Here is a 25827-nt window from a genome sequence, read left to right as displayed (position 1 = left end):
AGCCCGATCTGGGCCATGGTCCACAGCCACACGTGCAACCATCGTGGCTACCCGGAAGTCCCCATCCTTATACGACCGTCGCTAGGGTGTGGGGCTGTGATGGCCAGCGAGACCTGTGGGGAAGCCCGTGCGTGAATACCTGCTGACGCTCTGCATCACGGCCGCGGTGACGTATCTGCTGACAGGGCCGGTACGGAAATTCGCGATCGTGGCAGGGGCGATGCCGGAGATCCGGGCACGTGACGTGCACCGGGAGCCCACTCCGCGCCTCGGCGGTATCGCCATGTTCTTCGGCCTGTGCGCGGGTCTGCTGGTCGCGGACCACCTCACCAACCTCAACGAGGTGTTCGCGAAGTCCAACGAGCCGCGGGCCCTGCTCTCCGGCGCCGCCCTGATCTGGCTGATCGGCGTCCTGGACGACAAGTTCGAGATCGACGCGCTGATCAAGCTGGGCGGTCAGATGATCGCCGCGGGCGTGATGGTCGTGCAGGGTCTGACGATCCTGTGGCTGCCCATCCCCGGCGTCGGCAATGTGGCGCTGACCCAGTGGCAGGGCACGCTGCTGACCGTCGCCCTCGTGGTCATCACGATCAACGCGGTGAACTTCGTGGACGGCCTGGACGGCCTCGCGGCCGGGATGGTCTGCATCGCGGCGGCCGCGTTCTTCCTGTACGCCTACCGCGTCTGGGTGTCGTACGGCATCGAGGCCGCCGCCCCGGCGACGCTCTTCGCGGCGATCCTGATGGGCATGTGCCTGGGCTTCCTGCCGCACAACATGCATCCCGCGCGCATTTTCATGGGCGACTCCGGCTCGATGCTCATCGGTCTGGTGCTGGCGGCCGGCGCGATCTCGATCACCGGCCAGCTCGACCCGGACGCGCTGAACCTGTACGCGGGTTCGGAGAAGGCCGCGGTGCACCAGACCGTGCCGGTCTACATCCCGCTGCTGCTCCCGCTGACGATCATCGCGGTGCCGACCGCCGACCTGGTCCTGGCGATCGTCCGCCGCACCTGGCGCGGGCAGTCCCCGTTCGCCGCGGACCGCGGCCATCTGCACCACCGGCTGCTGGAGATCGGCCACTCGCACAGCCGGGCCGTGCTGATCATGTACTTCTGGTCGGCCCTGATCGCCTTCGGCGCCCTGGCGTACTCGGTGAACTCGGCGTCCATGTGGATCGTGCTCGGCGTCGTCTTCCTCAGCGCGGTGGGCCTGGTCCTGCTGCTGCTCCCGCGCTTCACGCCGCGCGTGCCCCTGTGGGCGCAGCGGTTCGTGCCGCCGCGCTACCGGCGCCGGCGTGGTGCCGCGGCAGCCGCTGCCGTGGCCATGGAGGCGCATGCGTCTCAGGTGCCCCAGGAGGCCGCGGAACGGGCCCCCGTCCCCGCCGGGGTGTCGGGCGTCAACGGGGCGACCGCAATCGGCCCCCGTTCGCGTTTCCTTGATCGCCGCTGAGCCGGTCCGGGTAAGAATCTGACTAGAGCATTGCCAACTCGTGGGGGTGTAAAGCTCCCAATACCAGACAAGTGGGCGCGGTTTCTGCACAGACGCGCGCTGTCACTCTCATGTGTGACAGCAAGCACACCTACCAGGTAAAGACCTCATCAAATAGTTTGTGATACGGTTCACGAGAACCCCGGATAGAACCGAAGGACCTGAGTGCGACGGTCCATTGGTGTGAGGTCTCGATCACTCAGCCCGGGACTACGCTCGTCCATGACGACACCCTGCCCCCTTGTGAAAGCGGAGTTGCCGCCATGCCGTCCAAAGACGCCCGGATCCTGGCCCAGGCCGCCGTACCCACGGCTGCCGTCGGCGCGATTGCCGCCGTCGTCAGCGGTGTGGTCGCGGGCGGCAAGGGGGCGATCGGGGCGGTCGTCGCGACGCTGGTGGTGATCCTCTTCATGGGGCTCGGCCTGTACGTTCTTCAGCGCACCGCCAAATCGCTTCCGCACCTCTTCCAGGCCATGGGTCTGATGCTGTACGCGGCGCAGATCCTGCTGCTGTTCATCTTCGTGGCCGCGTTCAAGCACACGACGCTGTTCAACCCCAGGGCCTTCGCGCTCACGCTCGTCGCCGCGACCCTGGCCTGGATCGCCGCACAGACCCGTGCGCACATGAAGTCCAAGATCCTCTATGTCGAACCCGAATCGACCTCGTCCTCCCATGACGGAAAGTCCCACAAGTCGGGGCACGCGTCGTGAGGGGTAGGGCCGGGATAAAGACACATGAGAGACCCTGCTATCGTCCGGTGCCAACTGCGGCATCGCGGGCGCGGGCATCCGAGCTGACGCCTGTTCTATCGCGAGGCGAGATGCCCCCCAGCCGCCCCCACATCCGTAACACCAGTCCCGTGCCGAACCGCGGCCGCACGCCGCGCCGACACAACGAGGTTGCCGTACCTATGCGCCACGCTGAAGGAGCCCGCGGTGAGTGCTGACCCGACGCAGACGCTCGCTTTCGACTCGAGCTGCCACCTGTTCTCCGGGTGCGGTTTCGACACCGTCGCTCCGGGCCTGCACTCGTTCCTCTTCAAGCCGCTCTGGGGCGACACCAACGGCATCTACTTCAACAAGCCGATGCTGCTGGCCCTGCTGGGCTCCATCATCGTGGTGGGCTTCTTCTGGGTCGCGTTCGCCAGGCCCAAGGTCGTTCCGGGCAAGATGCAGCTGGTCGCCGAGGCGGGTTACGACTTCATCCGCCGTGGCGTCGTCTACGAGACCATCGGCAAGAAGGAAGGCGAGAAGTACGTCCCGTTCGTCGTCTCGCTGTTCTTCTTCATCTGGATGATGAACCTCTGGTCGATCGTCCCGGTCGCCCAGTTCCCGGTCACCTCGATCATCGCCTACCCGATGGTCCTGGCCGCGCTCGTCTACCTCGTCTGGGTCCCGCTCACCTTCAAGCGGCACGGTTTCGTCGGCGCCTTCAAGAACTTCACCGGCTACGACAAGTCGCTCGGCGCGGTGCTCCCGCTCGCCATGACGATCGAGCTCTTCTCGAACCTGCTGGTCCGCCCGTTCACGCACGCCGTGCGACTCTTCGCGAACATGTTCGCCGGTCACACGCTGCTCGTGCTCTTCACGGTCGCCAGCTGGTACATGCTGAACGGCATCGGCATCGCCTACTCCGGTGTCTCGTTCCTCATGACCATCGTCATGACCGCCTTCGAGCTCTTCATCCAGGCCGTGCAGGCGTACGTCTTCGTCCTGCTGACCTGCTCCTACATTCAGGGCGCGCTCGCCGAGCACCACTGAGCCACCCCGCCCCGCATCCCCTGGTCGTCCGGTGGCCAACCCCCACCGGTCCGTAAAGAAAAGGAAGAACTGGCATGTCCCAGACCCTTGCCGCTGTCACTGGCTCGCTCAGCTCCGTCGGTTACGGCCTGGCCGCCATCGGCCCCGGCGTCGGCGTCGGCATCATCTTCGGCAACGGCACCCAGGCCCTCGCCCGTCAGCCCGAGGCGGCCGGTCTGATCCGCGCCAACCAGATCCTCGGCTTCGCGTTCTGTGAGGCGCTGGCCCTGATCGGCCTCGTCATGCCGTTCGTCTACTAAGACGAACGACAGCGACAGCCCATTCGACGAAAGGCACTGAGATGACCCACTCATGGGTTCAGTTTGCGGCGGAGAAGGAGAACCCCCTCTTTCCGCCGTGGCCGGAGCTCGTCATCGGCCTGATCGCCTTCGTCATCGTCTTCGGCTTCCTCGCCAAGAAGCTCCTCCCGAACATCAACAAGGTTCTGGAAGAGCGCCGCGAGGCCATCGAGGGCGGTATCGAAAAGGCCGAGGCCGCGCAGACCGAGGCCAAGAGCGTCCTTGAGCAGTACAAGGCCCAGCTCGCCGAGGCCCGGCACGAGGCCGCGCGTCTGCGCCAGGAGGCGCAGGAGCAGGGTGCCGCGCTCATCGCCGAGATGCGGGCCGAGGGCCAGCGTCAGCGCGAGGAGATCATCGCCGCCGGTCACGCCCAGATCGAGGCCGACCGCAAGGCCGCGGCGTCCGCGCTGCGTCAGGACGTCGGCAAGCTCGCCACCGAACTGGCCGGCAAGCTCGTCGGTGAGTCCCTCGAGGACCACGCCCGGCAGAGCCGTGTGATCGACCGCTTCCTCGACGAGCTCGAGGAGAAGGCCGAGGCCACGCGATGAACGGAGCGAGCCGCGAGGCCCTGGCAGCCGCACGTGAGCGTCTCGACGCGCTGACGGACTCCACGTCCGTCGATGCCGCTTCGCTCGCCGACGAGCTGGCGGCCGTCACCGCGCTGCTCGACCGCGAGGCCGGCCTGCGCCGGGTCCTCACCGACCCGGCGCAGCCCGCAGAGGCCAAGGCGCAGCTGGTGGAGCGTCTGATCGGTGGCCAGGTCAGCGGTGCGACCGCCGACCTGGTGGCCGGTATGGCGCGCTCCCGCTGGTCGCAGCCCCGCGACCTGGTGGACGCGCTGGAGGAGCTGGCGAGCATCGCCGACCTCACCGCCGCGGAGAAGAACGGCACGCTCGACGACGTCGAGGACGAGCTGTTCCGGTTCGGCCGGATCGTCTCGTCGAACACCGAGCTGCGCGCCGCGCTGACCGACCGCGCCGCCGGCGGCCAGGCCAAGACCGAGCTGCTGCACCGGCTGCTGGGCGGACGGGCCAAGCCCGCCACCGAGCGTCTGGTCGCACGCCTCGTGACCGCGCCGCGGGGACGTAGCCTGGAAGCGGGACTGGAGTCCCTGTCCAAGCTCGCCGCCGAGCGCCGGGACCGTCTGGTGGCGATCGTCACCTCGGCGGTGCCGCTGAGCGACCCGCAGAAGCAGCGCCTGGGCGACGCCCTCGCAAAGCTCTACGGCCGCCGGATGCACCTCAACCTGGACGTGGACCCCGACGTGATCGGCGGGATCCGGGTACAGGTCGGTGACGAGGTCATCAACGGCTCCCTCGCGGACCGGCTGGACGACGCCGCCCGCCGCATGGCGAGCTAGCAACTCAAGAGTCAGTACTTACTTACGGCCCTGGTTGGGCCGTGCAGAGGATTCCTGGGGGTCGCCCCCAGACCCCCCAAGTGAAACTTCGGGCCCAACAAGGAGAGCAGGGAACCCAGATGGCGGAGCTCACGATCCGGCCGGAGGAGATCCGGGACGCGCTGGAGAACTTTGTCCAGTCGTACAAGCCGGACGCGGCCTCGCGCGAGGAGGTCGGTACGGTCACCCTTGCCGGCGACGGCATCGCGAAGATCGAGGGTCTTCCCTCGGCCATGGCCAACGAACTGCTGAAGTTCGAGGACGGCACCCTCGGCCTCGCCCTCAACCTCGAGGAGCGCGAGATCGGTGCCATCGTCCTCGGTGAGTTCAGCGGCATCGAGGAGGGTCAGCCGGTGCAGCGCACCGGTGAGGTCCTCTCCGTCGCGGTCGGCGAGGGCTACCTCGGCCGTGTCGTCGACCCGCTCGGCAACCCGATCGACGGCCTCGGCGAGATCGAGACGTCCGGCCGCCGCGCGCTTGAGCTGCAGGCCCCCACGGTCATGCAGCGCAAGTCGGTGCACGAGCCGATGGAGACCGGCTACAAGGCCGTCGACGCGATGACCCCGATCGGCCGTGGTCAGCGTCAGCTGATCATCGGTGACCGCCAGACCGGCAAGACCGCCCTGGCCGTCGACACGATCATCAACCAGCGCGACAACTGGCGCACCGGCGACCCGAAGAAGCAGGTCCGCTGCATCTACGTCGCCATCGGCCAGAAGGGCTCCACCATCGCCGGCGTGCGCCGCGCGCTGGAGGAGAACGGCGCCCTGGAGTACACGACCATCGTCGCCGCCCCGGCGTCCGACCCGGCCGGCTTCAAGTACCTGGCGCCGTACACCGGTTCGGCCATCGGTCAGCAGTGGATGTACGAGGGCAAGCACGTCCTCATCATCTTCGACGACCTGTCGAAGCAGGCCGACGCCTACCGCGCCGTGTCGCTGCTGCTGCGCCGCCCGCCGGGCCGTGAGGCCTACCCGGGTGACGTCTTCTACCTGCACTCCCGGCTGCTGGAGCGCTGCGCCAAGCTCTCCGACGACATGGGTGCCGGTTCGATGACCGGTCTTCCGATCGTCGAGACCAAGGCCAACGACGTCTCGGCGTTCATCCCGACCAACGTCATCTCCATCACCGACGGCCAGTGCTTCCTGGAGTCGGACCTGTTCAACGCCGGTCAGCGTCCCGCGCTGAACGTCGGTATCTCCGTCTCCCGAGTCGGTGGTTCCGCGCAGCACAAGGCGATGCGCCAGGTCTCCGGCCGCCTCCGTGTGGACCTCGCCCAGTTCCGTGAGCTGGAGGCGTTCGCCGCCTTCGGTTCCGACCTGGACGCGGCCTCCAAGGCGCAGCTGGAGCGCGGTTCGCGCATGGTCGAGCTGCTGAAGCAGGACCAGTACCAGCCGATGGCCACCGAGGACCAGGTCGTCTCCGTCTGGGCCGGCACCAACGGCCGTATGGACGACGTCCCGGTCGCCGACATCCGCCGCTTCGAGAAGGAACTGATCGAGTTCCTGCACCGCAAGCACCAGGGCCTGATGACCTCCATCAAGGAGGGCGCCAAGATGTCGGACGACACGATCCAGGCGATCGACGACGCGGTGGCCGAGTTCAAGAAGCAGTTCGAGACCTCGGACGGCAAGCTGCTCGGCGAGGACGTTCCTGCCGCTGCCGCCAAGTGACGTAAGGAAGGGACCTGACTCATGGGAGCTCAGCTCCGGGTCTACAAGCGTCGCATCCGATCCGTCAGCGCGACCAAGAAGATCACGAAGGCGATGGAGATGATCGCCGCCTCGCGCGTCGTCAAGGCGCAGCGCAAGGTGGCGGCCTCCACGCCGTACGCGACCGAGCTGACGCGCGCGGTCACGGCGGTCGGCACCGGCTCGAACACCAAGCACCCGCTCACCACGGAGGCGGAGAACCCGACCCGTGCCGCGGTCCTGCTCCTCACGAGCGACCGCGGTCTGGCCGGCGCCTTCAACTCCAACGCCATCAAGACGGCGGAGCAGCTGACCGAGCGCCTGGAGCGCGACGGCAAGCAGGTCGACACGTACATCGTCGGCCGGCGCGGTGTCGCCCACTACAACTTCCGTGAGCGCAAGGTCACGGAGTCGTGGACGGGCTTCACGGACGAGCCGACGTACGCGGACGCCAAGAAGGTCGCGGCGCCCCTGATCGAGGCGATCGAGAAGGACACGGCCGAGGGTGGTGTGGACGAACTCCACATCGTCTTCACCGAGTTCGTCTCGATGATGACGCAGACGGCGCTCGACGCCCGGCTGCTGCCGCTGCGCCTCGACGAGGTCGCCGAGGAGGCTCACCCCAAGGGGGAGATCCTCCCGCTGTACGACTTCGAGCCCTCGGCGGAGGACGTCCTCGACGCCCTGCTGCCGCGCTATGTGGAGAGCCGTATCTACAACGCGCTGCTCCAGTCGGCCGCTTCGAAGCACGCCGCCACGCGGCGCGCGATGAAGTCGGCCACCGACAACGCCGGTGAGCTCATCGAGAACCTCACCCGGCTTGCCAACGCGGCCCGTCAGGCCGACATCACCCAGGAAATCAGCGAGATCGTCGGTGGCGCGAGCGCCCTGGCCGACGCGACCGCGGGGAGTGACCGATAAATGACCACCACTGTTGAGACCGCGACGGCTACGGGCCGCGTCGCCCGGGTCATCGGCCCGGTCGTCGACGTGGAGTTCCCCGTCGACGCGATGCCGGACATCTACAACGCCCTTCACGTCGAGGTCTCCGACCCGGCGAACGCGGGCGAGAAGAAGACGCTGACCCTGGAGGTCGCCCAGCACCTGGGTGACGGCCTGGTCCGCACCATCTCCATGCAGCCCACCGACGGTCTGGTCCGCCAGGCCCCGGTGACCGACACGGGCGCGGCCATCTCCGTCCCCGTCGGCGACTTCACCAAGGGCAAGGTGTTCAACACCCTCGGTGAGGTGCTGAACGTCGACGAGTCCTACGACGGCGAGCGCTGGCCGATCCACCGCAAGGCCCCGAACTTCGACGAGCTCGAGTCCAAGACCGAGATGTTCGAGACGGGCGTCAAGGTCATCGACCTGCTCACCCCGTACGTCAAGGGCGGCAAGATCGGCCTGTTCGGCGGCGCCGGCGTCGGCAAGACGGTGCTCATCCAGGAGATGATCTACCGTGTCGCCAACAACCACGACGGTGTCTCCGTGTTCGCCGGTGTCGGTGAGCGCACCCGTGAGGGCAACGACCTCATCGAGGAAATGAGCGACTCGGGCGTCATCGACAAGACCGCGCTGGTCTTCGGTCAGATGGACGAGCCCCCGGGCACCCGTCTGCGCGTCGCGCTGGCCGGCCTGACCATGGCCGAGTACTTCCGTGACGTCCAGAAGCAGGACGTGCTGTTCTTCATCGACAACATCTTCCGCTTCACGCAGGCCGGCTCCGAGGTCTCCACGCTGCTCGGCCGTATGCCGTCCGCGGTGGGTTACCAGCCGAACCTGGCCGACGAGATGGGTCTCCTCCAGGAGCGCATCACCTCGACCCGCGGTCACTCGATCACCTCGATGCAGGCGATCTACGTCCCCGCCGACGACCTGACCGACCCGGCCCCGGCCACCACCTTCGCCCACCTCGACGCGACGACGGTTCTGTCCCGTCCGATCTCCGAGAAGGGCATCTACCCGGCCGTGGACCCGCTGGACTCCACGTCCCGGATCCTGGACCCGCGCTACATCTCCGCGGACCACTACAACGCCGCCATGCGCGTGAAGACGGTCCTGCAGAAGTACAAGGACCTCCAGGACATCATCGCGATCCTCGGTATCGACGAGCTCGGCGAGGAGGACAAGCTCGTCGTCCACCGTGCCCGTCGCGTGGAGCGCTTCCTGTCCCAGAACACCCACGTCGCCAAGCAGTTCACCGGCGTCGACGGGTCGGACGTGCCGCTGGACGAGTCGATCGCCGCGTTCAACGCGATCATCGACGGTGAGTACGACCACTTCCCGGAGCAGGCGTTCTTCATGTGCGGTGGCCTGGAGGACCTCAAGGCCAACGCCAAGGAGCTCGGCGTCTCCTGAGCCTCGCGCTCGTCCGAGGGGGCGGGGTGCGTCCCGCCCCCTCACTCACGCCCACTAGAATTGACCCCAACACCCGGCAGAACCGCCGGGTGGTGACCCGAGGAGCCACCCTTGGCTGCTGAGCTGCACGTCGAGCTGGTCGCCGCCGACCGCCAGGTCTGGTCCGGCGAGGCCACCCTGGTCGTCGCGCGCACCACGTCCGGCGACATCGGCGTCATGCCCGGTCACCAGCCGCTGCTCGGTGTGCTGGAGTCGGGCCCGGTGACCATCCGGACGAGTGACGGTGGAACGGTCGTCGCCGCGGTGCACGGCGGTTTCGTCTCGTTCGCGGACAACAAGCTGTCCCTGCTGGCCGAGATCGCCGAGCTGTCGGACGAGATCGATGTCCAGCGCACGGAGCGGGAGCTGGAGCGCGCGAAGGCGGAGGGCGATGCCGCCGCCGAGCGTCGCGCGGACGTCCGCCTCCGCGCGGCGGCGGCGCGCTGAGCCCAGCGCGCGGTATGACGTCACTCAGCCGCGGCCGGCCCGGAGCAATCCGGTGCCGGTCGCGGCTGAGGTAGATGTGGGTGTTTTTTCCATTTCATTACGAAGTGACAGAAGCAGTTCCTAGGAGACGAGGAGGTCGGTGCCGGTGATCCTCGCTCTGACTGTGTGCGGGATCGTGGTCGCGCTCGTGGTGGTGGGACTGTTCCTGTTCGGCCTGCGCCGCAGACTCATCCAGCGCTCCGGCGGTACCTTCGACTGTTCCCTGCGCTGGGACGTGGCCGAGAAACCCGACGCCAACGGCAAGGGCTGGTCCTACGGCGTCGCCCGCTACAACGGCGACCGCATCGAGTGGTACCGCGTCTTCTCCTACGCCTTCCGGCCGCGCCGCACGCTGGAGCGCGCGCAGATCGAGGTGGCCGGCCGCCGGCTGCCCGAGGGTGAGGAGGAGCTGGCGCTGCTCTCCGACGCGGTGGTCCTCGCCTGTACCCATCGGGGCACGCGCCTCGAACTCGCGATGAGCGAAGACGCGCTGACCGGATTCCTCGCGTGGCTGGAGGCAGCCCCGCCCGGTCAGCGCGTCAACGTCGCTTAGGGCACCGACAGGTACTAGAGGTTGCTGCTGATGGCGTTCACCAGCTCACCATTGCCGGTGTCGCCGCTGAACTCCCAGAAGAAGGCCCCGCCGAGCCCCTGGGACTTCGCCCAGCTCATCTTCCCGGCGATCGTCGACGGGGTGTCGTAGGACCACCAGTTGCTGCCGCAGTGCGCGTACGCCGTGCCCGCGACGGTGCCGGTGACCGGACAGGACGTCTTGAGCACCTTGTAGTCCTCGATGCCCTGCTCGTACGTGCCCGCCGCCGGGCCCGTGGCCGTGCCGCCCGGGGCGTCCTGGGTGACGCCGGTCCAGCCGCGGCCGTAGAGGCCGATGCCGATGAGCAGCTTGGACGCGGGGACACCGATGGACCTGTACTTGGCGATCGCGTCGGCCGTGTCGAAGCCGGCCTTCGGGATGCCGGAGTACGAGGTGAGCGGGGAGTGCGGGGCGGTCGGGCCCTTGGCGTCCCAGGCGCCGAAGAAGTCGTACGACATCACGTTGTACCAGTCGGCGTACTGGGCGGCACCGGCGTAGTCCGCGGCCTCGATCTTGCCGCCGGCCGAACCGTCTGCGGTGACCGCGGCCGTGACCAGGGCCTTCGAACCGAACTTGGCGCGCAGCGCGGCCAGCACGTTCTTGAAGGCCGCCGCCCCGCTGGTGTCGCAGGACAGGCCGCAGGCGTTCGGGTACTCCCAGTCGATGTCGATGCCGTCGAAGACATCGGCCCAGCGCGGGTCCTCGACCAGGTTGTAGCAGGACTGGGCGAACGCGGTCGGGTTCGCGGCGGCCTGGGCGAAGCCGCCGGACCAGGTCCAGCCGCCGAAGGACCAGAGCACCTTGAGGTTCGGGTACTTGGCCTTCAGCTCGCGCAGCTGGTTGAAGTTGCCGCGCAGCGGCTGGTCCCAGGTGTCGGCGACGCCGCTGACCGACTGGTCGGCGGTGAACGCCTTGTCGTAGTCGGCGTAGGAGTCGCCGATCGCGCACTGGCCGTTCGTGACATTGCCGAAGGCGTAGTTGATGTGCGTGATCTTCGCCGCGGAGCCGGAGGTCACCAGGTTCTTGACGTTGTAGTTGCGGCCGTAGATGCCCCACTCGGTGAAGTAGCCGAGTTTGACCTTGTCACCGGTGGTCGGGGGAGTGGTGGTGCCGCCGGTGGTGTGCACCTTGACCGCGCCGCTGACCGGGCCGGTCTGGCCTGCGGTGTCGCGGGCCTGCACGGTGTAGGAGTAGTCGGTGCCGGCGGTCAGGCCGCTGTCCGTGTACGAGGTGGCCGTCACGGTGCCGACGACCTTGCCGTCGCGCAGGACGTCGTAGTTCTTCACGCCCTTGTCGTCGGTGGCCGCACCCCAGGAGAGCTTGACCGAGGTGTCGGTGATGCCGGAGGCGGTCGGGGTGCCGGGCGCGGAGGGCGCCGCGTCACCGGGGACCGTCGTACCGTCGCAACTGTCGCCGTTCAGCTTGCAGTTGGACGGGGAGCCGGGGCCCGAGCCGTTGAAGCCGAAGGAGACGGAGGCGCCGGGGGCGATGCTGCCGTTGTAGGACTTGTTCTTCGCGGTCCAGTGGGTGCCGGAGCCGGTGACGTCCGCGTCCCAGGCCGAGGTGACGGACGTGCCCGAGGGGAAGTCCCACTCGACGGTCCAGGAGCTGATGCTGGAGCTGCCGGTGTTCTTGATGGTCCACTGACCACCGAAGCCGGTTCCCCAGTCGCTGGTCTTGGTGAAGCTCGCCGATGCGTTCGCCGCGGCCTGGGCGGGGCCGGCGAGACCGACGAGGCCGGCCAGGGGGAGCAGCAGGGTCGCGAGGCCTGCGGCGGCTCTGTGTCTGAAGCGCATGCTGCGCCTCCTCAAATGTGGGGATGTCAGGGGCATGACTGAGCCTTCACGCCCACGGTGCTGCGAGAGTAGAAAGGTCTGGACCACTCGTCAATAGGTCTGGACCACTTCGCAGACCGTTCGGTCAGATCCCCAACTCCTGGGCCAGCACGGCCGCTTGGACCCGGCTGCGCAGCTCCAGCTTGGCCAGCAGTCGACTGACGTGCGTCTTCACCGTGCCCTCCGCCATCTGCAGCCGCTCGGCGATCTCGGCGTTCGCCAGGCCCTGGCCGACGCAGGCCAGCACCTCCCGCTCGCGCCGGGTCAGACCCTCCAGCACGGCCGGATCGGCCTTCGTCCGACGTGCCGGACCCGCCGCGAACTCGGCGATCAGCCGTCGGGTCACCGCCGGCGCGACGATGCCCTCGCCGCGCGCCACCGTCCGCACCGCCTCCAGCAGATCCCGCGCCTCGGTGTTCTTCAGCAGGAACCCGGCGGCCCCGGCCCGCAGCGCCCCGAACACGTACTCGTCCAGGTCGAAAGTGGTCAGCACGAGCACGTCCGCGACCCCTTCCGCCACGATCTGCCGAGTCGCCGACACCCCGTCCAGGCGCGGCATCTGCACGTCCATCAGCACGACATCGGGCCTGATCTCCCTGGCCAGCTCCACCGCCTGCTCGCCGTCCGCGGCCTCGCCGACCACGTCGATGTCGGGCGCGCTGCGCAGGATCAGTACGAGTCCGGCGCGCACGGCGGACTGGTCCTCGGCGACGAGTACATGGATGGGCCGGTTCATGCGGGGGCTCCTTCGGTGAGCGGAAGCGTGGCGCGTACGGTCCACAGGCCGGCCTCGGCTCCGGCCGTGAAGCCGCCGCCGAGCAGGTTCGCCCGCTCCCGCATCCCGGTGAGCCCGGAGCCCGAGCCGGGGGCACGCGGAGTGTCACCGGGCCGGTAGGGGCTCGTGACCTCGACGGTCAGGGCGTCCTCGGTCTGCCGCACGGCCACCCGGACCGTGCCTGGCGCCGCGTGCTTGAGCGCGTTGGTCAGCGACTCCTGCACGATTCGGTAGGCCGCCAGCTCCACCGGCGCCGGCACCCGGCCGTGGCCGGCGTGGAGGCGCACGTCCAGACCGTTGGCGCGGGCGCCCTCGACCAGGGCGGCGAGGCCGTCGAGCGTCGGTGTGGCGGCCGGCTCCAGGTCACCGCCGCTGTCCCGCAGGATGCCGATCAGCCGCCGCATCTCGGCCAGCCCCTCCACGCTGTTCTCCCGGATCACGCCCAGAGCGTCCCGCGAGGTCGCCGGATCGTCGAGGGACAGCGCGGCCGTGGAGTGGATGGCGATCGCGGACAGATGGTTGGCCACCATGTCGTGCAACTCCCGTGCCATACGCGCCCGTTCGGCGGTGACCGCCTGGGTGCGGTCCATCTCCGCGAGCAGGGCGGTCTGTTCCGCCCGCAGCCGGGCGGCCTCGGCCGCGTCCCGGTGGTCGCGCACCACCCAGCCGGTCGCGGCCGGCGCGAACGCGACCACGCCGATCCCGACACCGATCAGCAGCCCCTTCGGATCGCGCCACAGGGCGGCCGGTACGACCCCGCCGAGCACCGTCAGCATCCCGGTGATCAAGGGGATGCGGCGGGCGGCGGCCGGAGTACCGTACACGACGGCCGCGTACATCAGGTCGGTGTACAGCACGACGGTGACGAGGTTGCCGAGGGTCACCGTGTCCAGGGTCAGCGCGAGCGTGCCGACCAGCAGACCGATGCGGGGACGGGTGCGGCGCAGCGGCTCGCAGGCGGCCGTCACAGCCAGCGGGACCAGCGGCGCCCAGGGCGCCGACCAGAGCACGACCGGGTCCGTGGACTCACGCGAGTGGAGACCGAGCGACCACAGCAGCAGCCCGCCGAGCAGCCCGCTCACGGCGATCCGCAGGTCGTCACGGTGGGGGCGGGGGAGTGCGAGGGCCATGCCCCCATCCAACACGGCTCACGGACGGCCCATGTGCTCCCCGGGCAGGGTCCTGGACTGCAACTTTCGCTTACGCCCGGTTCGCCCGCGCCGACGATGATCCGCGCCCCGGCTGCCGGGAGCCTTGACGGTGACGAGGGGAGCGAACCGTGATCGTATGGCTGGTCATCGCCTGTGAGGTGGCGTTCTGGGTGCTGCTGGCGGCCGGACTGACCTTCCGCTACGGGCTGCGCATGCCCCGCACCGGCCTCGCGCTGCTGCTGTGCGAGCCGCTGCTGGAGGTCGTGCTGTTCGTGGTGACCGCGATCGACCTCAAGCACGGCGCGCAGCCGGACTGGCGGCACGGCCTGGCCGCCGTGTACATCGGCTTCACGGTCGGGCTCGGCCACTCGACGATCAAGTGGGCCGACGCCCGGGTTGCCCACCGCTTCGCCGGCGGCCCACCCCCGGTGAAGCCGCCGAAGTACGGCACGGCCCGCACCGTCCACGAGTGGAAGGTCGCGGCCCGCTGGATCCTGGCCGCACTGGTCGCCCTGGCTCTGCTCCAGGCCGCTGTCTGGTACGTCGGCTCCGCCGGAGACACCGGCTCGCTGCGGGAGTGGCAGCTGCGGATGCTGTGGGTGATCGGCATCAACGTGATCATCGCAGGCAGCTACACCGTGTTCCCGAAGCGAGAGCGCTAACGCTCACCGCCCGGCACCCACAGCACATCGCCGACGTCCTTGTTCGCCGTGCGCGCCAGGATGAACAGCAGGTCCGACAGCCGGTTGAGGTAGGTCGCGGTGAGCGGGTTCATCGTCTCGCCGTGGACCTCCAGGGCTGCCCAGGTGGAGCGCTCGGCCCGGCGTACGACCGTGCAGGCCTGGTGCAGCAGGGCCGCGCCCGGGGTGCCGCCGGGCAGGATGAAGGAGCGGAGCTTCTCCAGCTGCTCGTTGAAGCGGTCGCAGTCCGCCTCCAGCTTGTCGATGTAGAACTGCTCGACCCGAAGCGGCGGGAACTCGGGGTTCTCCACCACCGGTGTCGACAGGTCGGCGCCCACGTCGAACAGGTCGTTCTGGACGCGCGTGAGGACGGCGACGACCTCCGCCTCCAGACCGCCCAGCGCGATCGCGGCGCCGATCACCGCGTTGGCCTCGTTGGCGTCGGCGTACGCGGAGATCCTGAGGTCCGTCTTGGGCACCCGGCTCATGTCCCCGAGGTGGGTGGTGCCCTTGTCGCCGGTCCTGGTGTAGATGCGCGTCAGATTGACCATGTGGCCAGCGTAGTTACGCCCCGGCCGTCCGGAACACCCGTGTGCCCACCGTCACGGTCAGTGCCGCGAAGCCGACGGCGACGAGGACGCCGTAGAGCATGTGCGCGGTCGCGTAGTGCCCCACGTACGCGTCGCGGACCGCGTCCACCAGATAGCGGAACGGCACGAAGTGCGACAGCACGTCCAGCCAGGCCGGCGCCAGGGTCATCGGGAGCATCAGGCCGGACAGCAGCATCGAGGGCATCGACACCATGTTGATCAGCGGGCCGAACTCCTGCGGGGTGCGCACCTTCATTCCCAGCGCGTACGACAGCGCGGCCAGCGACAGCGTGAGCAGTGCGACGAACCCGAAGCCGATCAGGATGCCCGCGACCGGCGCGCGCAGGCCCATGACGAGCGCGGCCAGCACCAGCAGTACCGCCTGGAAGACGAAGACCGTGGTGTCGCGCAGCACCCGGCCGAGCAGCAGGGCGAGCCGGCTGACCGGGGTCACCCGCATCCGCTCCACCACCCCCTGCCCCTTCTCGACGATGACCGTGAATCCGGCGAACAGGGCACCGAACAGGCCGAGTTGGAGCAGCAGCCCGGGGACCAGCACCTGCCAGGAACTGCCCGCACCGCCCAGCGGCAGATCGGTGAGCAGCGGCCCGAAGAAGAGCAGATAGAGCAGGGGCGTCAGCACCCCGAAGAGCAGGGCGAAGCGGGAGCGCAGGGACTGGCGCAGATAACGGCCGTAGATGAGGGCCGTGTCATGAAGAAGCATCCTCTTTCGCATCCTTGTACGGCCTTGTACGGCCTTATACGGCGACGGGGGTGGCGTCGGCCGGGGCGGGGCCGCGGCCGGTGACGGCGAGGAAGGTGTCCTGGAGCGAGGCGTCGATCGAGCCGCCGTACTGGAGCTTCAGCGCGCTCGGCGTCCCCTCGGCGGCGACCGTGCCCTTGTCCACGATCACCAGACGGTCGGCGAGGGCGTCGGCCTCGTCCAGGTAGTGCGTGGTCAGGAAGACGGTCGTGCCGTGGTCGTCGCGCAGCCGGCGGACCAGGTCCCACAGGTCGGCGCGGCTGCCCGGGTCGAGGCCGGTGGTCGGCTCGTCCAGGAACAGCACCTTGGGCCGGTGGGTGAGCGCCATCGCGATGTCCAGCCGCCGCCGCTGACCGCCGGAGAGGGCCCCGGCCTTGCGGTCCAGGAATCCGGTGAGGTCCAGGTCGCGGGCGAGTTCCTCGGCGCGGGCGCTCGCCTCGGCCTTGGGCAGCCGGTACATCCGCCCCTGGGTGACCAGCTCCTCCCGCACGGTGATCTGCGGATCGACCCCGCCGGACTGGGCGACGTACCCGCTGGCCGCGCGTACCCCGGCCGGATCCGTCGCGAGGTCGTGCCCGGCGACGGTGGCCGCGCCGCCGGTCGGCTTCAGCAGGGTGGTGAGCATCCGCAGGGTGGTCGTCTTGCCGGCGCCGTTGGGCCCGAGGAAGCCGAGGATCTCGCCTTCCTGGACGGCGAGGTCGATGCCGCGCACGGCCTCGACGGGCCCGGCCTTGGTCTGGAAGGTGCGGGCGAGTCCCGCCGCGCTGATGACTGCTGCCATGCCCTCAGAAAAACAGAGTCTCTGAAAATTTGCAATCACCCCAAATTTTCATCGGCTCCAGTGAAGTTAGGATGCGGGCATGGCTGAGGGACTCAGGGAGCGGAAGAAGCGGCAGACCCGGCAGTACATCTCGGATGTCGCCACGGGGCTGTTCGTCGAGCGCGGCTTCGACGCGGTGACGGTCGCGGAGATCGCCGAGGCGGCGAACGTCTCCGTCAACACCGTCTACAACTACTTCCCGGCCAAGGAGGACCTCTTCTTCGACCGCTCGGCCGGCATGGTCGACCGCCTCGCCCGCTGGGTGCGGGGCAGGCCGGAAGGCGAGTCCGCCGCGGCGGCTGTTCTCCGCGAGCTGCGCGAGGAGGTCGAGGCGGTCTCCCCCCGGGTCGGCCTGCTCCCCGGCTACGCCGCCTTCATGAAGGTCATCGAGGAGGCCCCCGCCCTCCGCTCCCGCCTGTGGGCCCTCGCCCAGGAGGTCCAGGCCAACCTGGAGCAGGTACTGCGCGAGGACACCGGCGCATCGGCCGACGACGAGCTGCCCCACTTGATGGCCGGTCAGATCGGCTGGATCCACGGCACGGTCATCGCGGTCATCGGCCGCGAGATGGTCAAGGGGCGCGACCCGCGCGAAGTGTCCCGAGAGGTGCTGGTGCTGCTGGACGACATCGAGGACCTGCTGAGCGAGCGGGTCCTCGGTTATGCGGTACGCGGCGAGGACTAGCGCAACGCGCCGCGCCTGACGCCCGCGACGAACGCCGACCACGGCTCCGCCGCGAAGAGGAGGGCGGGGGCGTCGGGGGTCTTGCTGTCACGGACGGGAACGGCGGAGGGGATGGTGTCGCAGACTTCGAGGCAGGCGCCGCCGTCCGGGTTGCTGTAGCTGCTCTTGCGCCACGTCACGCCGCTCAGGTCGATGGCTCGCACGGTACTTCCTCCAACATCCGCAGGATGAACTTCCGCGACTCGGCTGGGCTCAGCGCCTGGTCGCGCATTGCATCGTACGCACGTTGCAGCCGCTCAACTGCAGCGTTTTCTTGCACCAGTTCGCCACGGTGTGCGTTCTCCGTGTAAGCCACCGTAGTACCGTCCGGGAGCCGCAGGAACATGATGTCGGTGGCCACCAAGCCGTGCAGGCCGGAACTGTTCGGCAGCACCTGGAGCGTGATGTTCGGGCGCTCCGCTGCCTCCAGGAGGTAGTCCAGCTGTTCCCGCCATGTCCCCGCGTCGCACAGTGGCGTGTGGAGCGCGGCCTCGGCGATGAGGGCGCGGAACGGTGAGGCGTCCTCCCCCTCCAGGAGCGTCCGTCGCCCGGTGCGAGCGGCGACCTGCACATCCAGTTCCTTGCCTTTGTAGCCGCCGAGTGCGAGTACCTCACGCGCATAGGCGTCCGTCTGCAGGAGGCCGTCCACGGTGCTCACCCCGAAGTGCCAGAGACTCACCGCCTCCCCCTCCAGAATCATGTACCGCCGGTATTGCTCCTTGAACGGCGTCAGGTCCCCCACCGCCAACTCCCACATCACCAACAGCAGTCCCGGCGTGCCGTAGAACTCGTCCAGCGCCTCGGCGACCTCCGGGCTGCCCAGCGTCTTCCCGCTCTCCAGCTTCATGAAGAGCGACGGGTCCCAGCCGACCGCGTCGGCCAGTGCCCGCAAGCTCAAGCCTCTGGCCGTGCGCAGGCGCCGGAGTTCCTCCGCATAGCGCTTGCGGGGTTCCTGGCTGCGCCCCGTGATCACCTTCCGCGCCGGCATGACCCGCCCTCCCCAACTCCGTAGTCGCCCGGACACGTAGCGTATCGATCGGGGCCCGCTCACCGCGCCGCTTCTGTGAGAAGCGAGCTGACTCTGTCCGCGAAGCGCGGGCCGGGTACCGGTATCTCGACGCCGGGATGCCGGGCGTAACCCCGTCGGACGGCATGGGCGACGTACGACGTGACGACGTCTGCCTGCCGCTGCCGCAGGCGCGTGCCCGGGTCGGTCAGGCCGCTGAGGACCCGCAGCACCGTGGGGACCGACGCGTCGAACGTGCAGCTCACCGGCGGACACGTGCCGGTCACGGGGATGGTGTCGTGGTCGGTCGTGGTGTCGAGGCCGGTCTGGCCGTACCAGAAGGCGGCCGCGTGGGCCTCGCCGCGCGCGCGATGGTGCAGGGAGAGGCAGTAGGCGGACGGTGCGTGTCCGGCGCCGGCCGCGTACTGCCACCAGAAGCGGGCCCCTTCGTCGATCCCGGCGACGTTCAGGGCGCAGCCGAGCAGCCAGGCTCCCTCCGGTTCGGGGAGTTGGTCGGTGAGGAAGCGCAGTGCGCCGGGGGCGAGTGCGCCGAGGAGCGAGTCGCACAGGGTGCGCAGGTCGCGGATGGCGGCGGGGTCGGCGGGGCGGGCGTCTTCGGCGCCCTGCCCCTGTCCGGGGTGGGCGGTGTTTTCGTAGGGGACGGTGTCGGTGGGGACCTCGGGGCGATGGTGCAGCCGGGCGCGGGCGAGGAGGGCGTCTATGTCGGGCATGGCGGCAGGGGTCACTCCCGGGAAGCGGTCCGGCGCAGCAGGTCTTCGAGGGCCGCGCGGGCGTGGTGGTCGACGGCGTGGGTGATGGCCGGGCTCAGGCCGGTGACGTAGGGGATCGTTTCCTCCAGGTCCAGGCCGCACAGGTGACCCAGCACGACCACGTCCATCTGGTCCTGGGGCAGGCGGGTGATGGCGTCGAAGAGGTCCACCAGGTCGGTCATGACGACGAGACGGCCCGGCACACTCTCGCTGACCTCCTCGGTGGAGAAGACGGCGGCGCGCAGGTCGGGGCGGCCCTCGCGGTGGGCGGCCCGGGCGAGCACCCGGGACCGCAGCAGGCGCCAGGCGTTGCGCCGGAGGTTCTCGCTGCTCGCGGCCGTGCTCCAGGACAGCCACAGCAGGTCGAAGGTCTCACCCACCGCCCAGCGGACGCGGTCCTCGGCCAGCAGGAAGGCGCGCGCATAGGCGGTGTAGGGCGCACGCATCGCCTCGGTGAAGGCCTGGTGGGCCAGCGGCGGCGGCTCCGGGGCGTACGCCACCTGCTCGATGCAGTGGTCGATCCACCCCTGCTCCTTGCGGGCTTCGCGGGCCGCGGCGGTCCACAGGCGGCGCATCGGCTGCACGGGCAGACCGAGTGCGCGGATCACGCTGAACGTGATCTCCCAGGCGGGGTAGTAGCCGTTGCCGCGCAGGAGTTCGCTGATCCGGGTCTTGGAGTAGCCGGAGCGGTGGACGAGGTCGTCCAGGGTCAGTCCGCTGGAGCGGACGCGGTTGCGCACCGGCTCCAGCCAGGCGCGGTGGGACAGACCCGCAGCCGCGGAGATGGGGGCCGGTTTCCGACCGCGCCTGCCGCCGGCCTCCACGGGGGCCGGCCGATCGGCGCCGGAGGGCGAGGTCATTGGGGCGGCTCCTCCCTCTCGGGCCCGGTCAGAGCCTGGACGATCTGCTGCACCAGCAGGCCCAGGGACGGGAGCAGGGTGGCCACGGCGGCGACCTGTCCCAGCACGGTCATCACCGTGCTCCACGTGAGGACCGTCACCAGGACGGCGACGGTCATCACCTTCTTACTCGACATCACGCACTTCGTTTCTGTGAGCAGGACTCACTCCAACTACCCCCCGTCGGCCCGGTGTTGAAGAACCAGGAGGGGGAGTCAGCATGACCCGGCCGCCGTCCGCCACGCCACGTGATCATGGAGTTACGGAACAATGAGCCCGAGGGCCGGGCCGCGCCACCCGGCGCCACCCTCGACGCGGCGGGCGAACGACGACGATTCAATCCATTGGGGTGAAAAGCCACTTCCGGGTACGCAGCACCGCGGATGCGGTCCGGCCGGGCGGCGCGTACCGCTGCCGGTGTGATGTCCGTCAAGTGAGACGTGACGCGCGTTACTTACTGCTCACACAGCCGCTCCGGAGCGCTATGGTCCGCCGGAGAAGCAGACTTGGAGCGCGTTCAAAGGGGAGTCGGAGTGGCACGGAAGCTTGCCGTCATCGGGGCCGGTCTCATGGGGTCCGGTATCGCTCAGGTCGCCGCACAGGCGGGCTGGGACGTCGTCCTGCGCGACGTCACCGACGAGGCGCTCAAGCGTGGCACCGACGGCATCAAGGCGTCGTACGACAAGTTCGTGGGCAAGGGGAAGATGGAGGCGCAGGACGCCGACGCCGCCCTGGCCCGCATCACCGCGACCACCGACCTGGACGCCGCCGCCGACGCGGACATCGTGGTCGAGGCCGTCTTCGAGAAGCTGGAGGTGAAGCACGAGATCTTCCGCGCGCTCGACAAGATCGTGCGCCCGGACACCGTGCTCGCCTCCAACACCTCCGCCATCCCGATCACCAAGATCGCGGCGGTCACCGAGCGCCCCGAGCGGGTCGTCGGCGTCCACTTCTTCTCGCCGGTGCCGATGATGCAGCTCGTCGAGCTGGTCCGGGGCTACAAGACCAGCGACGAAGCCCTCGCCGCCGCGCGGGAGTTCGCCGAGTCCGTCGGCAAGACCTGCATCGTCGTCAACCGCGACGTCGCCGGGTTCGTGACGACCCGGCTCATCTCCGCCCTCGTCGTCGAGGCGACCAAGCTCTACGAGTCCGGCGTCGCCACCGCCGAGGACATCGACCTCGCCTGCAAGCTGGGCTTCGGCCACGCCATGGGCCCGCTCGCCACCGCCGACCTCACCGGCGTGGACATCCTGCTGCACGCCACCAGCAACATTTACACCGAGTCCCAGGACGAGAAGTTCGCCCCGCCGGAGCTGATGCGCCGGATGGTGGATGCCGGTGACATCGGCCGCAAGAGCGGGCAGGGCTTCTACACGTACTGAGACCCGCCCGTCATACGTACGGGAGACCCTCCCGTACCCGCACAACGCCGGACATTCACCCCGGGAACATCACTCCCCGGGGTGAATTCGGTATCGGTTCGCTTACAAGCAGCAACCGCACCACCACTCACGCAGTCAGACGGTGCACAGCACCGTCACCGAGTACGCCAACCGCACTCAACGGGGAGCGCTTATGCACATCAGGGGCGACCATGCCGAGCTGGTCGTCGGGGGCCGCCTCGACGTCCGCAGCGCGGCGGACGCCCGTACGGCCCTGCACTCGGCCGTCGACGACGGAGTCGGCGATCTGGTGCTCGACCTGTCCGAACTGGACTCCTGGGACGCCACCGGACTCGGGGTGATCATGGGTGCCCATCGGCGGGCCGGCCGCTGCGGTCGCCGTCTGGTGCTGCGCGGTGTCCCGCCGCAGATGCAGCGCCTGCTGGTGGCCACCCGGCTGCACCGCATCCTCGCCATCGAGGGCGGCATCGGGGTGGAGTCACTGCCCCGGGTGTGACGCCGTTACCGGTGTGCACCGGGCGACAGGGGAGCCGCGGCAGAACCGGGCGCAGCCGCCGAAGCGCACGTCGGGGGCAATCCTCACCGGACTGTGACGTCTCGGACCGCACGGCACCCCGCACTGTCGGAGATACTGAGCGAAGGTTTAGGGTTCGGTCGCCCGCTACCTCGCAACCCTCGACCGAGCGGGCCCGGACCAGAAGCGACAGCGCGGTGTGCGACAAGGCCGGGAGGGGCCGGAATCACGGGCACACAACGCTTTTGGGGGGCTGAACCCATGGAACGCATGGAACCCGACCCGATCAACCGGGGACCCGAGGAGCACGGCCACGCGGCGAGCCGCCGCCCGCCCCGGGAATCCCTCACCTCCGACTTCGGCCAGAGCGCGCCCGCGCTCGCCCGCACGGCGCAACTCGTCTCCGGCGACCTGCTGCTGACCGTCAACCCCGTCGACGGCAGCGAGATAGAGCTCTGCCCGCCGGACCGGCGACCGGCCAGGCCCCGCAAGCGCACCGCCGCCGAGCGTGCCGAGGCCGAGCGTGCCGCCCGGCCGCCCGTACCGCCCGGTCCCGCCCAGCCGGCGCTCTCCCTGGTGGAACGGCAGGACGAACGCGAGCGCCTGGTCCGGCTGCTGGCCCGTGGCCGCTCGGTCCGGCTCACCGGTCCCGGCGGCTCCGGCCGCAGCGCGCTGCTCGACCTCGTCGCCGAGGACTGCATGGACCTCGCGCCCGACGGCGTGGTCCGGCTCACCGGCTTCCACCGCACCACCACCGACCTCCTGCACGACCTCGTGCACGCCGTCTACGACGCCCCGCAGCACCGCCCGGAACCGGACGAACTGCGCGCGCTGGTCCGTGAGATCGGCGCGGTCGTCGTGCTGGACGACATCGAGTTCGGCGGCACCGCCCTCGACGAGCTGCTCGACGCCACCCCCGAGTGCGCGTTCCTGATCGGCGCCACCCCCGATGTGCCGGCGCCCTCCGAGGGGTCCGCGGTCGAGGAGGTCTTCCTCAGTGGCCTCGACCGGGCCGGCGGCGTGGAGATCCTGGAGCGGACCGTCGGCCGGGTGCTCACCGAGGAGGAGGCCAACTGGGCCGGCGACCTGTGGTTCGAGTCGGAGGGGCTGCCGCTGAGGTTCGTCCAGGCCGGCGCGCTGCTCCGGCAGCGCGAGGAGCTGCGGGCCGACGCCGGGGCGGTGGACGAGTACGGCGTCTTCGAGGACGTACGCGAGCCGGTCGAACCGGCCCTGGAGCCGGTCCTGGAGCCCGCGGACGAGGTCCCGCTGCCCTCGCTCGGCGAGGCCGCCGCGCCCGCCCCGCTGCTCGCCTCCCGGCTCAGCGCCTCCGCCCGCGCGACCCTGCGCTTCGCCGTCGCCCTCGGCGGCGAGGTGCCGCACCAGGCGCATCTGCCGGCGCTGATCGGCGACACCCACGCCGACGCCGCCCTCGGTGAACTCACCGCGTGCGGACTGGTCTCCCCGGTCGGCGCCCACTACCGCCTCGCGGCCGGTGTGCGGACCCAGCTGGAGGCCGCCGGGTACGCCGACGACAGCGAGGCCCAGGCCCTGGCCGCCGCCGAGCACTACACCTGGTGGGCCGGTCATCCCTCGGTCACCGCCGAGCGGGTGTGCGCCGAGGCCGATGCGGTCCTGGCCGCGCTCGCCGCGGTCGTCCCGCACACGGCTCCGTCCGCCGAAGGGCAGGAGAGCTGCGCGGTACGGCTCGCCCGTACGGCCGCACCCGCCTTCGCCGCCGGGCTGCACTGGAGCGCCTGGGAACGGGCCCTGCGCTCCGGCGCGGAAGCCTCCCGGCTGGCCGGCGAGGTGCGTGAACAGGCCTACTTCCACCACGAGTTGGGTGTCCTGGCGCTGTGCGGCGGACAGCTCGACCGGGCCCGCGCCGAGCTGGAGGCGTCCATCGGGCTGCGCGGGGCGCTCGCCGACAAGCGGGGCACCGTCGCCGGCCGCCGTGCCCTCGCGCTGGTCGCCGACCGCTCCGGCGAGGTGCCCGGGATCGTGGCGGCGGGGCTCGTGCCGGCGGCGGGGGAGGAGCTGCCGGAGGTACGGCACGAGGAGTCCGCGCCGCCGCCGTACGTGCCCCTCGGCGACCCCCTGGTCACCCACCTGCTCCCGGAGGCCGCCACGGCGCGGGGCAGAGGCCTTGTGCGGCTGGCCCGCCGCAACCTCGTGGCGATCGGCTCGGGGGCGCTGCTCGCCGCCGTGCTCGGTACGGTCGTCACGCTCGGCATGACCTCCGACGACAACGCCGGCAAGAACCCGGCCGGGAAGGTCGACGTCAACCCGTCGGCGAGCGCGGGCCTGGACGACGGCAGCCTCGGCGCGGACCCGAAGAAGAACCCGCCGGCCCGCACCGGCTCGGGCCCGACCGCCGCCCACCCGACGAACCCGGGCCCCGACGGCACCTACGGCACGACGGACGACCCGACGCGGTCCCGGCCGGCCGCATCCCCGTCGGCCGACCCGAGCCACACCCGGGGCACGGGCAGCGGCAGCACGTCCCCGGCCCCGTCCACGTCGAAGCCGACCAGGCCGACCTCTCCCGCGCCGACGAAGTCGACGCCCTCGGGCAGTCCGTCGGCCCCGCCGACCTCCCACACACCGACGCCGACAGCGCCGACGACGACCCCGACCCAGACGGGCGGTACGACCCCGTCCACGACGGACACGGCGAGCGGACCGACGGCACCGCGGAGTTCGCAGAGCACGTCGAGTTCGCAGAGCGCGTCGAGTCCGGAGAGTGCGTCGGGGTCTTCCGACGAGGTGATCTAGCTTTTGTAAGCCCGCCGTCGGCCCGGCAGCCCGGCTCAGAACAAGCGGAGCTTGTCGTCCTCGATGCCCCGCATGGCGTCGTAGTCGAGGATCTGGCAGTTGATGCCGCGGTCGGTGGCGAGGACGCGGGCCTGGGGCTTGATCTCCTGGGCGGCGAAGACGCCGCGGACCGGGGCCAGGTGGGGGTCGCGGTTCAACAGCTCAAGGTAGCGCGTGAGTTGCTCCACGCCGTCGATCTCACCCCGGCGCTTGATCTCCACCGCGACCGTCCGGCCGTCCGCGTCCCGGCACAGGATGTCCACCGGGCCGATGGCCGTCATGTACTCGCGGCGGATGAGCGTGTATCCCTCGCCGAGCGTCTCGATGCGGTCGGCCAGCAGTTCCTGGAGGTGCGCTTCCACGCCGTCCTTGATCAGGCCGGGGTCCACACCCAGTTCGTGCGAGGAATCGTGGAGGATCTCCTCCATCGTGATGATCAGTTTTTCGCCCGCCTTGTTGACGACGGTCCACACGCCCTCGTCCTCGCCCGTCCCCTCCTTCAGCGTGCAGGGCGGCGACATCCAGTTGAGGGGCTTGTAGGCCCGGTCGTCGGCGTGGATGGAGACGCTGCCGTCCGCCTTGACCAGGATCAGGCGGGGCGCCGAGGGCAGGTGGGCGGTGAGCCGGCCGGCGTAGTCGACCGAGCATCGGGCAATGACGAGACGCATGGTCGGCAACGCTACTCGACGCGCGCCGGTGCACGCGATTCGCCCATCGCGCTCCCTGTGGATCGCCCCAATTGTCCCTGGAAACTCTTGTTCATCCTTGGCCGATTGTGCCCGTAACGGGACCGTTCCATATACCCATTCTGCTGGTGTGGTCACCTACCGTTGCCTAACGTAGGTACGGGAGGTCGCGACATGTGTACTGAGCGTGTTCGAAATAGCGAACTCCCGTACCTGTCCGGCAACCCCTGCTCCGCGGGGGTGCGAGAGGA

At 69.6% G+C, this 25827-nt stretch carries 28 protein-coding genes; 16 read left to right on the top strand and 12 right to left on the bottom strand.

Going from position 1 to position 25827, the window contains the following annotated elements:
- The first annotated feature begins 127 nt into the window (after window positions 1–127).
- From ACZ41I_RS16560 to ACZ41I_RS16510, 11 genes are all read left to right on the top strand, one after another.
- Window positions 128–1450: an MraY family glycosyltransferase gene (locus ACZ41I_RS16560; RefSeq protein ID WP_468514449.1), complete on the top strand. Its 1323-nt coding sequence runs from the start codon at window positions 128–130 to the stop codon at window positions 1448–1450.
- A 302-nt stretch (window positions 1451–1752) separates the two neighbouring features.
- On the top strand, window positions 1753–2199 hold the full coding sequence (locus ACZ41I_RS16555; RefSeq protein WP_468319239.1) for a hypothetical protein: 447 nt from the start codon (window positions 1753–1755) through the stop codon (window positions 2197–2199).
- A 225-nt stretch (window positions 2200–2424) separates the two neighbouring features.
- On the top strand, window positions 2425–3249 hold the full coding sequence (gene atpB, locus ACZ41I_RS16550) for a F0F1 ATP synthase subunit A (protein WP_468319237.1): 825 nt from the start codon (window positions 2425–2427) through the stop codon (window positions 3247–3249).
- A gap of 74 nt (window positions 3250–3323) precedes the next feature.
- Complete coding sequence (gene atpE / locus ACZ41I_RS16545) at window positions 3324–3548, top strand: ATP synthase F0 subunit C (RefSeq protein WP_228623583.1); 225 nt, start codon at window positions 3324–3326, stop codon at window positions 3546–3548.
- A 41-nt stretch (window positions 3549–3589) separates the two neighbouring features.
- Window positions 3590–4135: a F0F1 ATP synthase subunit B gene (locus tag ACZ41I_RS16540; RefSeq protein ID WP_468319235.1), complete on the top strand. Its 546-nt coding sequence runs from the start codon at window positions 3590–3592 to the stop codon at window positions 4133–4135.
- Window positions 4132–4947, top strand: a complete 816-nt coding sequence (locus tag ACZ41I_RS16535; protein WP_363214563.1) for a F0F1 ATP synthase subunit delta — start codon at window positions 4132–4134, stop codon at window positions 4945–4947. The genes ACZ41I_RS16540 and ACZ41I_RS16535 overlap by 4 nt, the downstream gene beginning before the upstream one ends.
- 119 nt (window positions 4948–5066) lie before the next feature.
- Window positions 5067–6659, top strand: a complete 1593-nt coding sequence (gene atpA, locus ACZ41I_RS16530) for a F0F1 ATP synthase subunit alpha (RefSeq protein WP_363214564.1) — start codon at window positions 5067–5069, stop codon at window positions 6657–6659.
- 21 nt (window positions 6660–6680) lie between these two features.
- Complete coding sequence (locus ACZ41I_RS16525; RefSeq protein WP_363214565.1) at window positions 6681–7598, top strand: F0F1 ATP synthase subunit gamma; 918 nt, start codon at window positions 6681–6683, stop codon at window positions 7596–7598.
- A complete protein-coding gene (atpD, locus tag ACZ41I_RS16520; protein ID WP_228623588.1) occupies window positions 7599–9035 on the top strand; it encodes a F0F1 ATP synthase subunit beta in 1437 nt (478 codons plus the stop codon).
- A 111-nt stretch (window positions 9036–9146) separates the two neighbouring features.
- The gene (locus ACZ41I_RS16515) at window positions 9147–9521 is read left to right on the top strand and encodes a F0F1 ATP synthase subunit epsilon (RefSeq protein ID WP_046421578.1); all 375 of its coding nucleotides are present in this window, start codon (window positions 9147–9149) and stop codon (window positions 9519–9521) included.
- 145 nt (window positions 9522–9666) lie between these two features.
- The gene (locus ACZ41I_RS16510; protein ID WP_351250122.1) at window positions 9667–10113 is read left to right on the top strand and encodes a DUF2550 domain-containing protein; all 447 of its coding nucleotides are present in this window, start codon (window positions 9667–9669) and stop codon (window positions 10111–10113) included.
- 14 nt (window positions 10114–10127) lie between these two features.
- Here ACZ41I_RS16510 and ACZ41I_RS16505 read toward each other — a convergent pair whose 3' ends face one another.
- The 3 genes from ACZ41I_RS16505 to ACZ41I_RS16495 all read right to left on the bottom strand — a co-directional run bounded on the left by ACZ41I_RS16505 (window position 10128) and on the right by ACZ41I_RS16495 (window position 13892).
- Window positions 10128–11948 (bottom strand): glycosyl hydrolase family 18 protein, encoded by a 1821-nt coding sequence (locus tag ACZ41I_RS16505; RefSeq protein ID WP_399764685.1) that lies wholly within the window; start codon window positions 11946–11948, stop codon window positions 10128–10130.
- Between the two features lie 124 nt (window positions 11949–12072).
- A complete protein-coding gene (locus tag ACZ41I_RS16500; RefSeq protein ID WP_468319231.1) occupies window positions 12073–12723 on the bottom strand; it encodes a response regulator in 651 nt (216 codons plus the stop codon).
- Entirely contained in the window at window positions 12720–13892 is a 1173-nt protein-coding gene (locus tag ACZ41I_RS16495) for a sensor histidine kinase (RefSeq protein WP_363214568.1), read from the bottom strand. Before ACZ41I_RS16495 ends, ACZ41I_RS16500 begins: the two co-directional genes overlap by 4 nt.
- 149 nt (window positions 13893–14041) lie before the next feature.
- Here ACZ41I_RS16495 and ACZ41I_RS16490 point away from each other — a divergent pair, with 149 nt between their 5' ends.
- On the top strand, window positions 14042–14575 hold the full coding sequence (locus ACZ41I_RS16490) for a hypothetical protein (RefSeq protein ID WP_363214569.1): 534 nt from the start codon (window positions 14042–14044) through the stop codon (window positions 14573–14575).
- Here the strand turns inward: ACZ41I_RS16490 and ACZ41I_RS16485 are convergent.
- Genes ACZ41I_RS16485 through ACZ41I_RS16475 form a run of 3 tightly spaced genes read right to left on the bottom strand, consistent with a single transcriptional unit; the run spans window position 14572 to window position 16727 of the window.
- Window positions 14572–15144, bottom strand: a complete 573-nt coding sequence (locus ACZ41I_RS16485; RefSeq protein ID WP_363214570.1) for a cob(I)yrinic acid a,c-diamide adenosyltransferase — start codon at window positions 15142–15144, stop codon at window positions 14572–14574. The two genes, ACZ41I_RS16490 and ACZ41I_RS16485, sit on opposite strands and share 4 nt — an antisense overlap.
- Before the next feature lie 13 nt (window positions 15145–15157).
- The gene (locus tag ACZ41I_RS16480; RefSeq protein ID WP_468319228.1) at window positions 15158–15907 is read right to left on the bottom strand and encodes an ABC transporter permease; all 750 of its coding nucleotides are present in this window, start codon (window positions 15905–15907) and stop codon (window positions 15158–15160) included.
- A gap of 34 nt (window positions 15908–15941) precedes the next feature.
- Complete coding sequence (locus ACZ41I_RS16475; RefSeq protein ID WP_468514448.1) at window positions 15942–16727, bottom strand: ABC transporter ATP-binding protein; 786 nt, start codon at window positions 16725–16727, stop codon at window positions 15942–15944.
- A gap of 79 nt (window positions 16728–16806) precedes the next feature.
- Here ACZ41I_RS16475 and ACZ41I_RS16470 point away from each other — a divergent pair, with 79 nt between their 5' ends.
- Window positions 16807–17448: a TetR/AcrR family transcriptional regulator gene (locus ACZ41I_RS16470; protein WP_468319225.1), complete on the top strand. Its 642-nt coding sequence runs from the start codon at window positions 16807–16809 to the stop codon at window positions 17446–17448.
- On the opposite strand, the gene ACZ41I_RS16465 is transcribed toward ACZ41I_RS16470, so the two are convergent.
- The 5 genes from ACZ41I_RS16465 to ACZ41I_RS16445 are packed head-to-tail and all read right to left on the bottom strand — an operon-like array spanning window position 17445 to window position 20299.
- Complete coding sequence (locus ACZ41I_RS16465; RefSeq protein WP_468514447.1) at window positions 17445–17651, bottom strand: DUF397 domain-containing protein; 207 nt, start codon at window positions 17649–17651, stop codon at window positions 17445–17447. The genes ACZ41I_RS16470 and ACZ41I_RS16465 overlap by 4 nt on opposite strands.
- Window positions 17633–18475, bottom strand: coding sequence for a helix-turn-helix domain-containing protein (locus tag ACZ41I_RS16460; protein ID WP_468514446.1), 843 nt, complete (start codon window positions 18473–18475; stop codon window positions 17633–17635). The genes ACZ41I_RS16465 and ACZ41I_RS16460 overlap by 19 nt, the downstream gene beginning before the upstream one ends.
- A 59-nt stretch (window positions 18476–18534) precedes the next feature.
- Window positions 18535–19224: a hypothetical protein gene (locus ACZ41I_RS16455; protein WP_468514445.1), complete on the bottom strand. Its 690-nt coding sequence runs from the start codon at window positions 19222–19224 to the stop codon at window positions 18535–18537.
- A gap of 11 nt (window positions 19225–19235) precedes the next feature.
- Window positions 19236–20123: a SigE family RNA polymerase sigma factor gene (locus ACZ41I_RS16450; protein WP_363214578.1), complete on the bottom strand. Its 888-nt coding sequence runs from the start codon at window positions 20121–20123 to the stop codon at window positions 19236–19238.
- Window positions 20120–20299: a hypothetical protein gene (locus ACZ41I_RS16445; RefSeq protein ID WP_363214579.1), complete on the bottom strand. Its 180-nt coding sequence runs from the start codon at window positions 20297–20299 to the stop codon at window positions 20120–20122. The genes ACZ41I_RS16450 and ACZ41I_RS16445 overlap by 4 nt, the downstream gene beginning before the upstream one ends.
- Before the next feature lie 396 nt (window positions 20300–20695).
- Between ACZ41I_RS16445 and ACZ41I_RS16440 the strand changes: the two genes are divergently transcribed.
- From ACZ41I_RS16440 to ACZ41I_RS16430, 3 genes are all read left to right on the top strand, one after another.
- A complete protein-coding gene (locus tag ACZ41I_RS16440) occupies window positions 20696–21544 on the top strand; it encodes a 3-hydroxyacyl-CoA dehydrogenase family protein (protein ID WP_468319219.1) in 849 nt (282 codons plus the stop codon).
- Window positions 21545–21737: 193 nt separating this feature from the next.
- Entirely contained in the window at window positions 21738–22061 is a 324-nt protein-coding gene (locus ACZ41I_RS16435; RefSeq protein ID WP_360096613.1) for an STAS domain-containing protein, read from the top strand.
- A gap of 279 nt (window positions 22062–22340) precedes the next feature.
- Window positions 22341–24851: a P-loop NTPase family protein gene (locus ACZ41I_RS16430; RefSeq protein WP_468319217.1), complete on the top strand. Its 2511-nt coding sequence runs from the start codon at window positions 22341–22343 to the stop codon at window positions 24849–24851.
- Between the two features lie 35 nt (window positions 24852–24886).
- On the opposite strand, the gene nucS is transcribed toward ACZ41I_RS16430, so the two are convergent.
- Complete coding sequence (nucS, locus tag ACZ41I_RS16425; protein WP_399764722.1) at window positions 24887–25558, bottom strand: endonuclease NucS; 672 nt, start codon at window positions 25556–25558, stop codon at window positions 24887–24889.
- Window positions 25559–25827: the final 269 nt, after the last annotated feature.

The sequence above is a fragment of the Streptomyces sp. NPDC030799 genome (assembly GCF_055572255.1).
The sequence above is the reverse complement of the archived record's forward strand: the minus strand, read 5'-3'. Positions and strand labels throughout refer to the sequence as shown.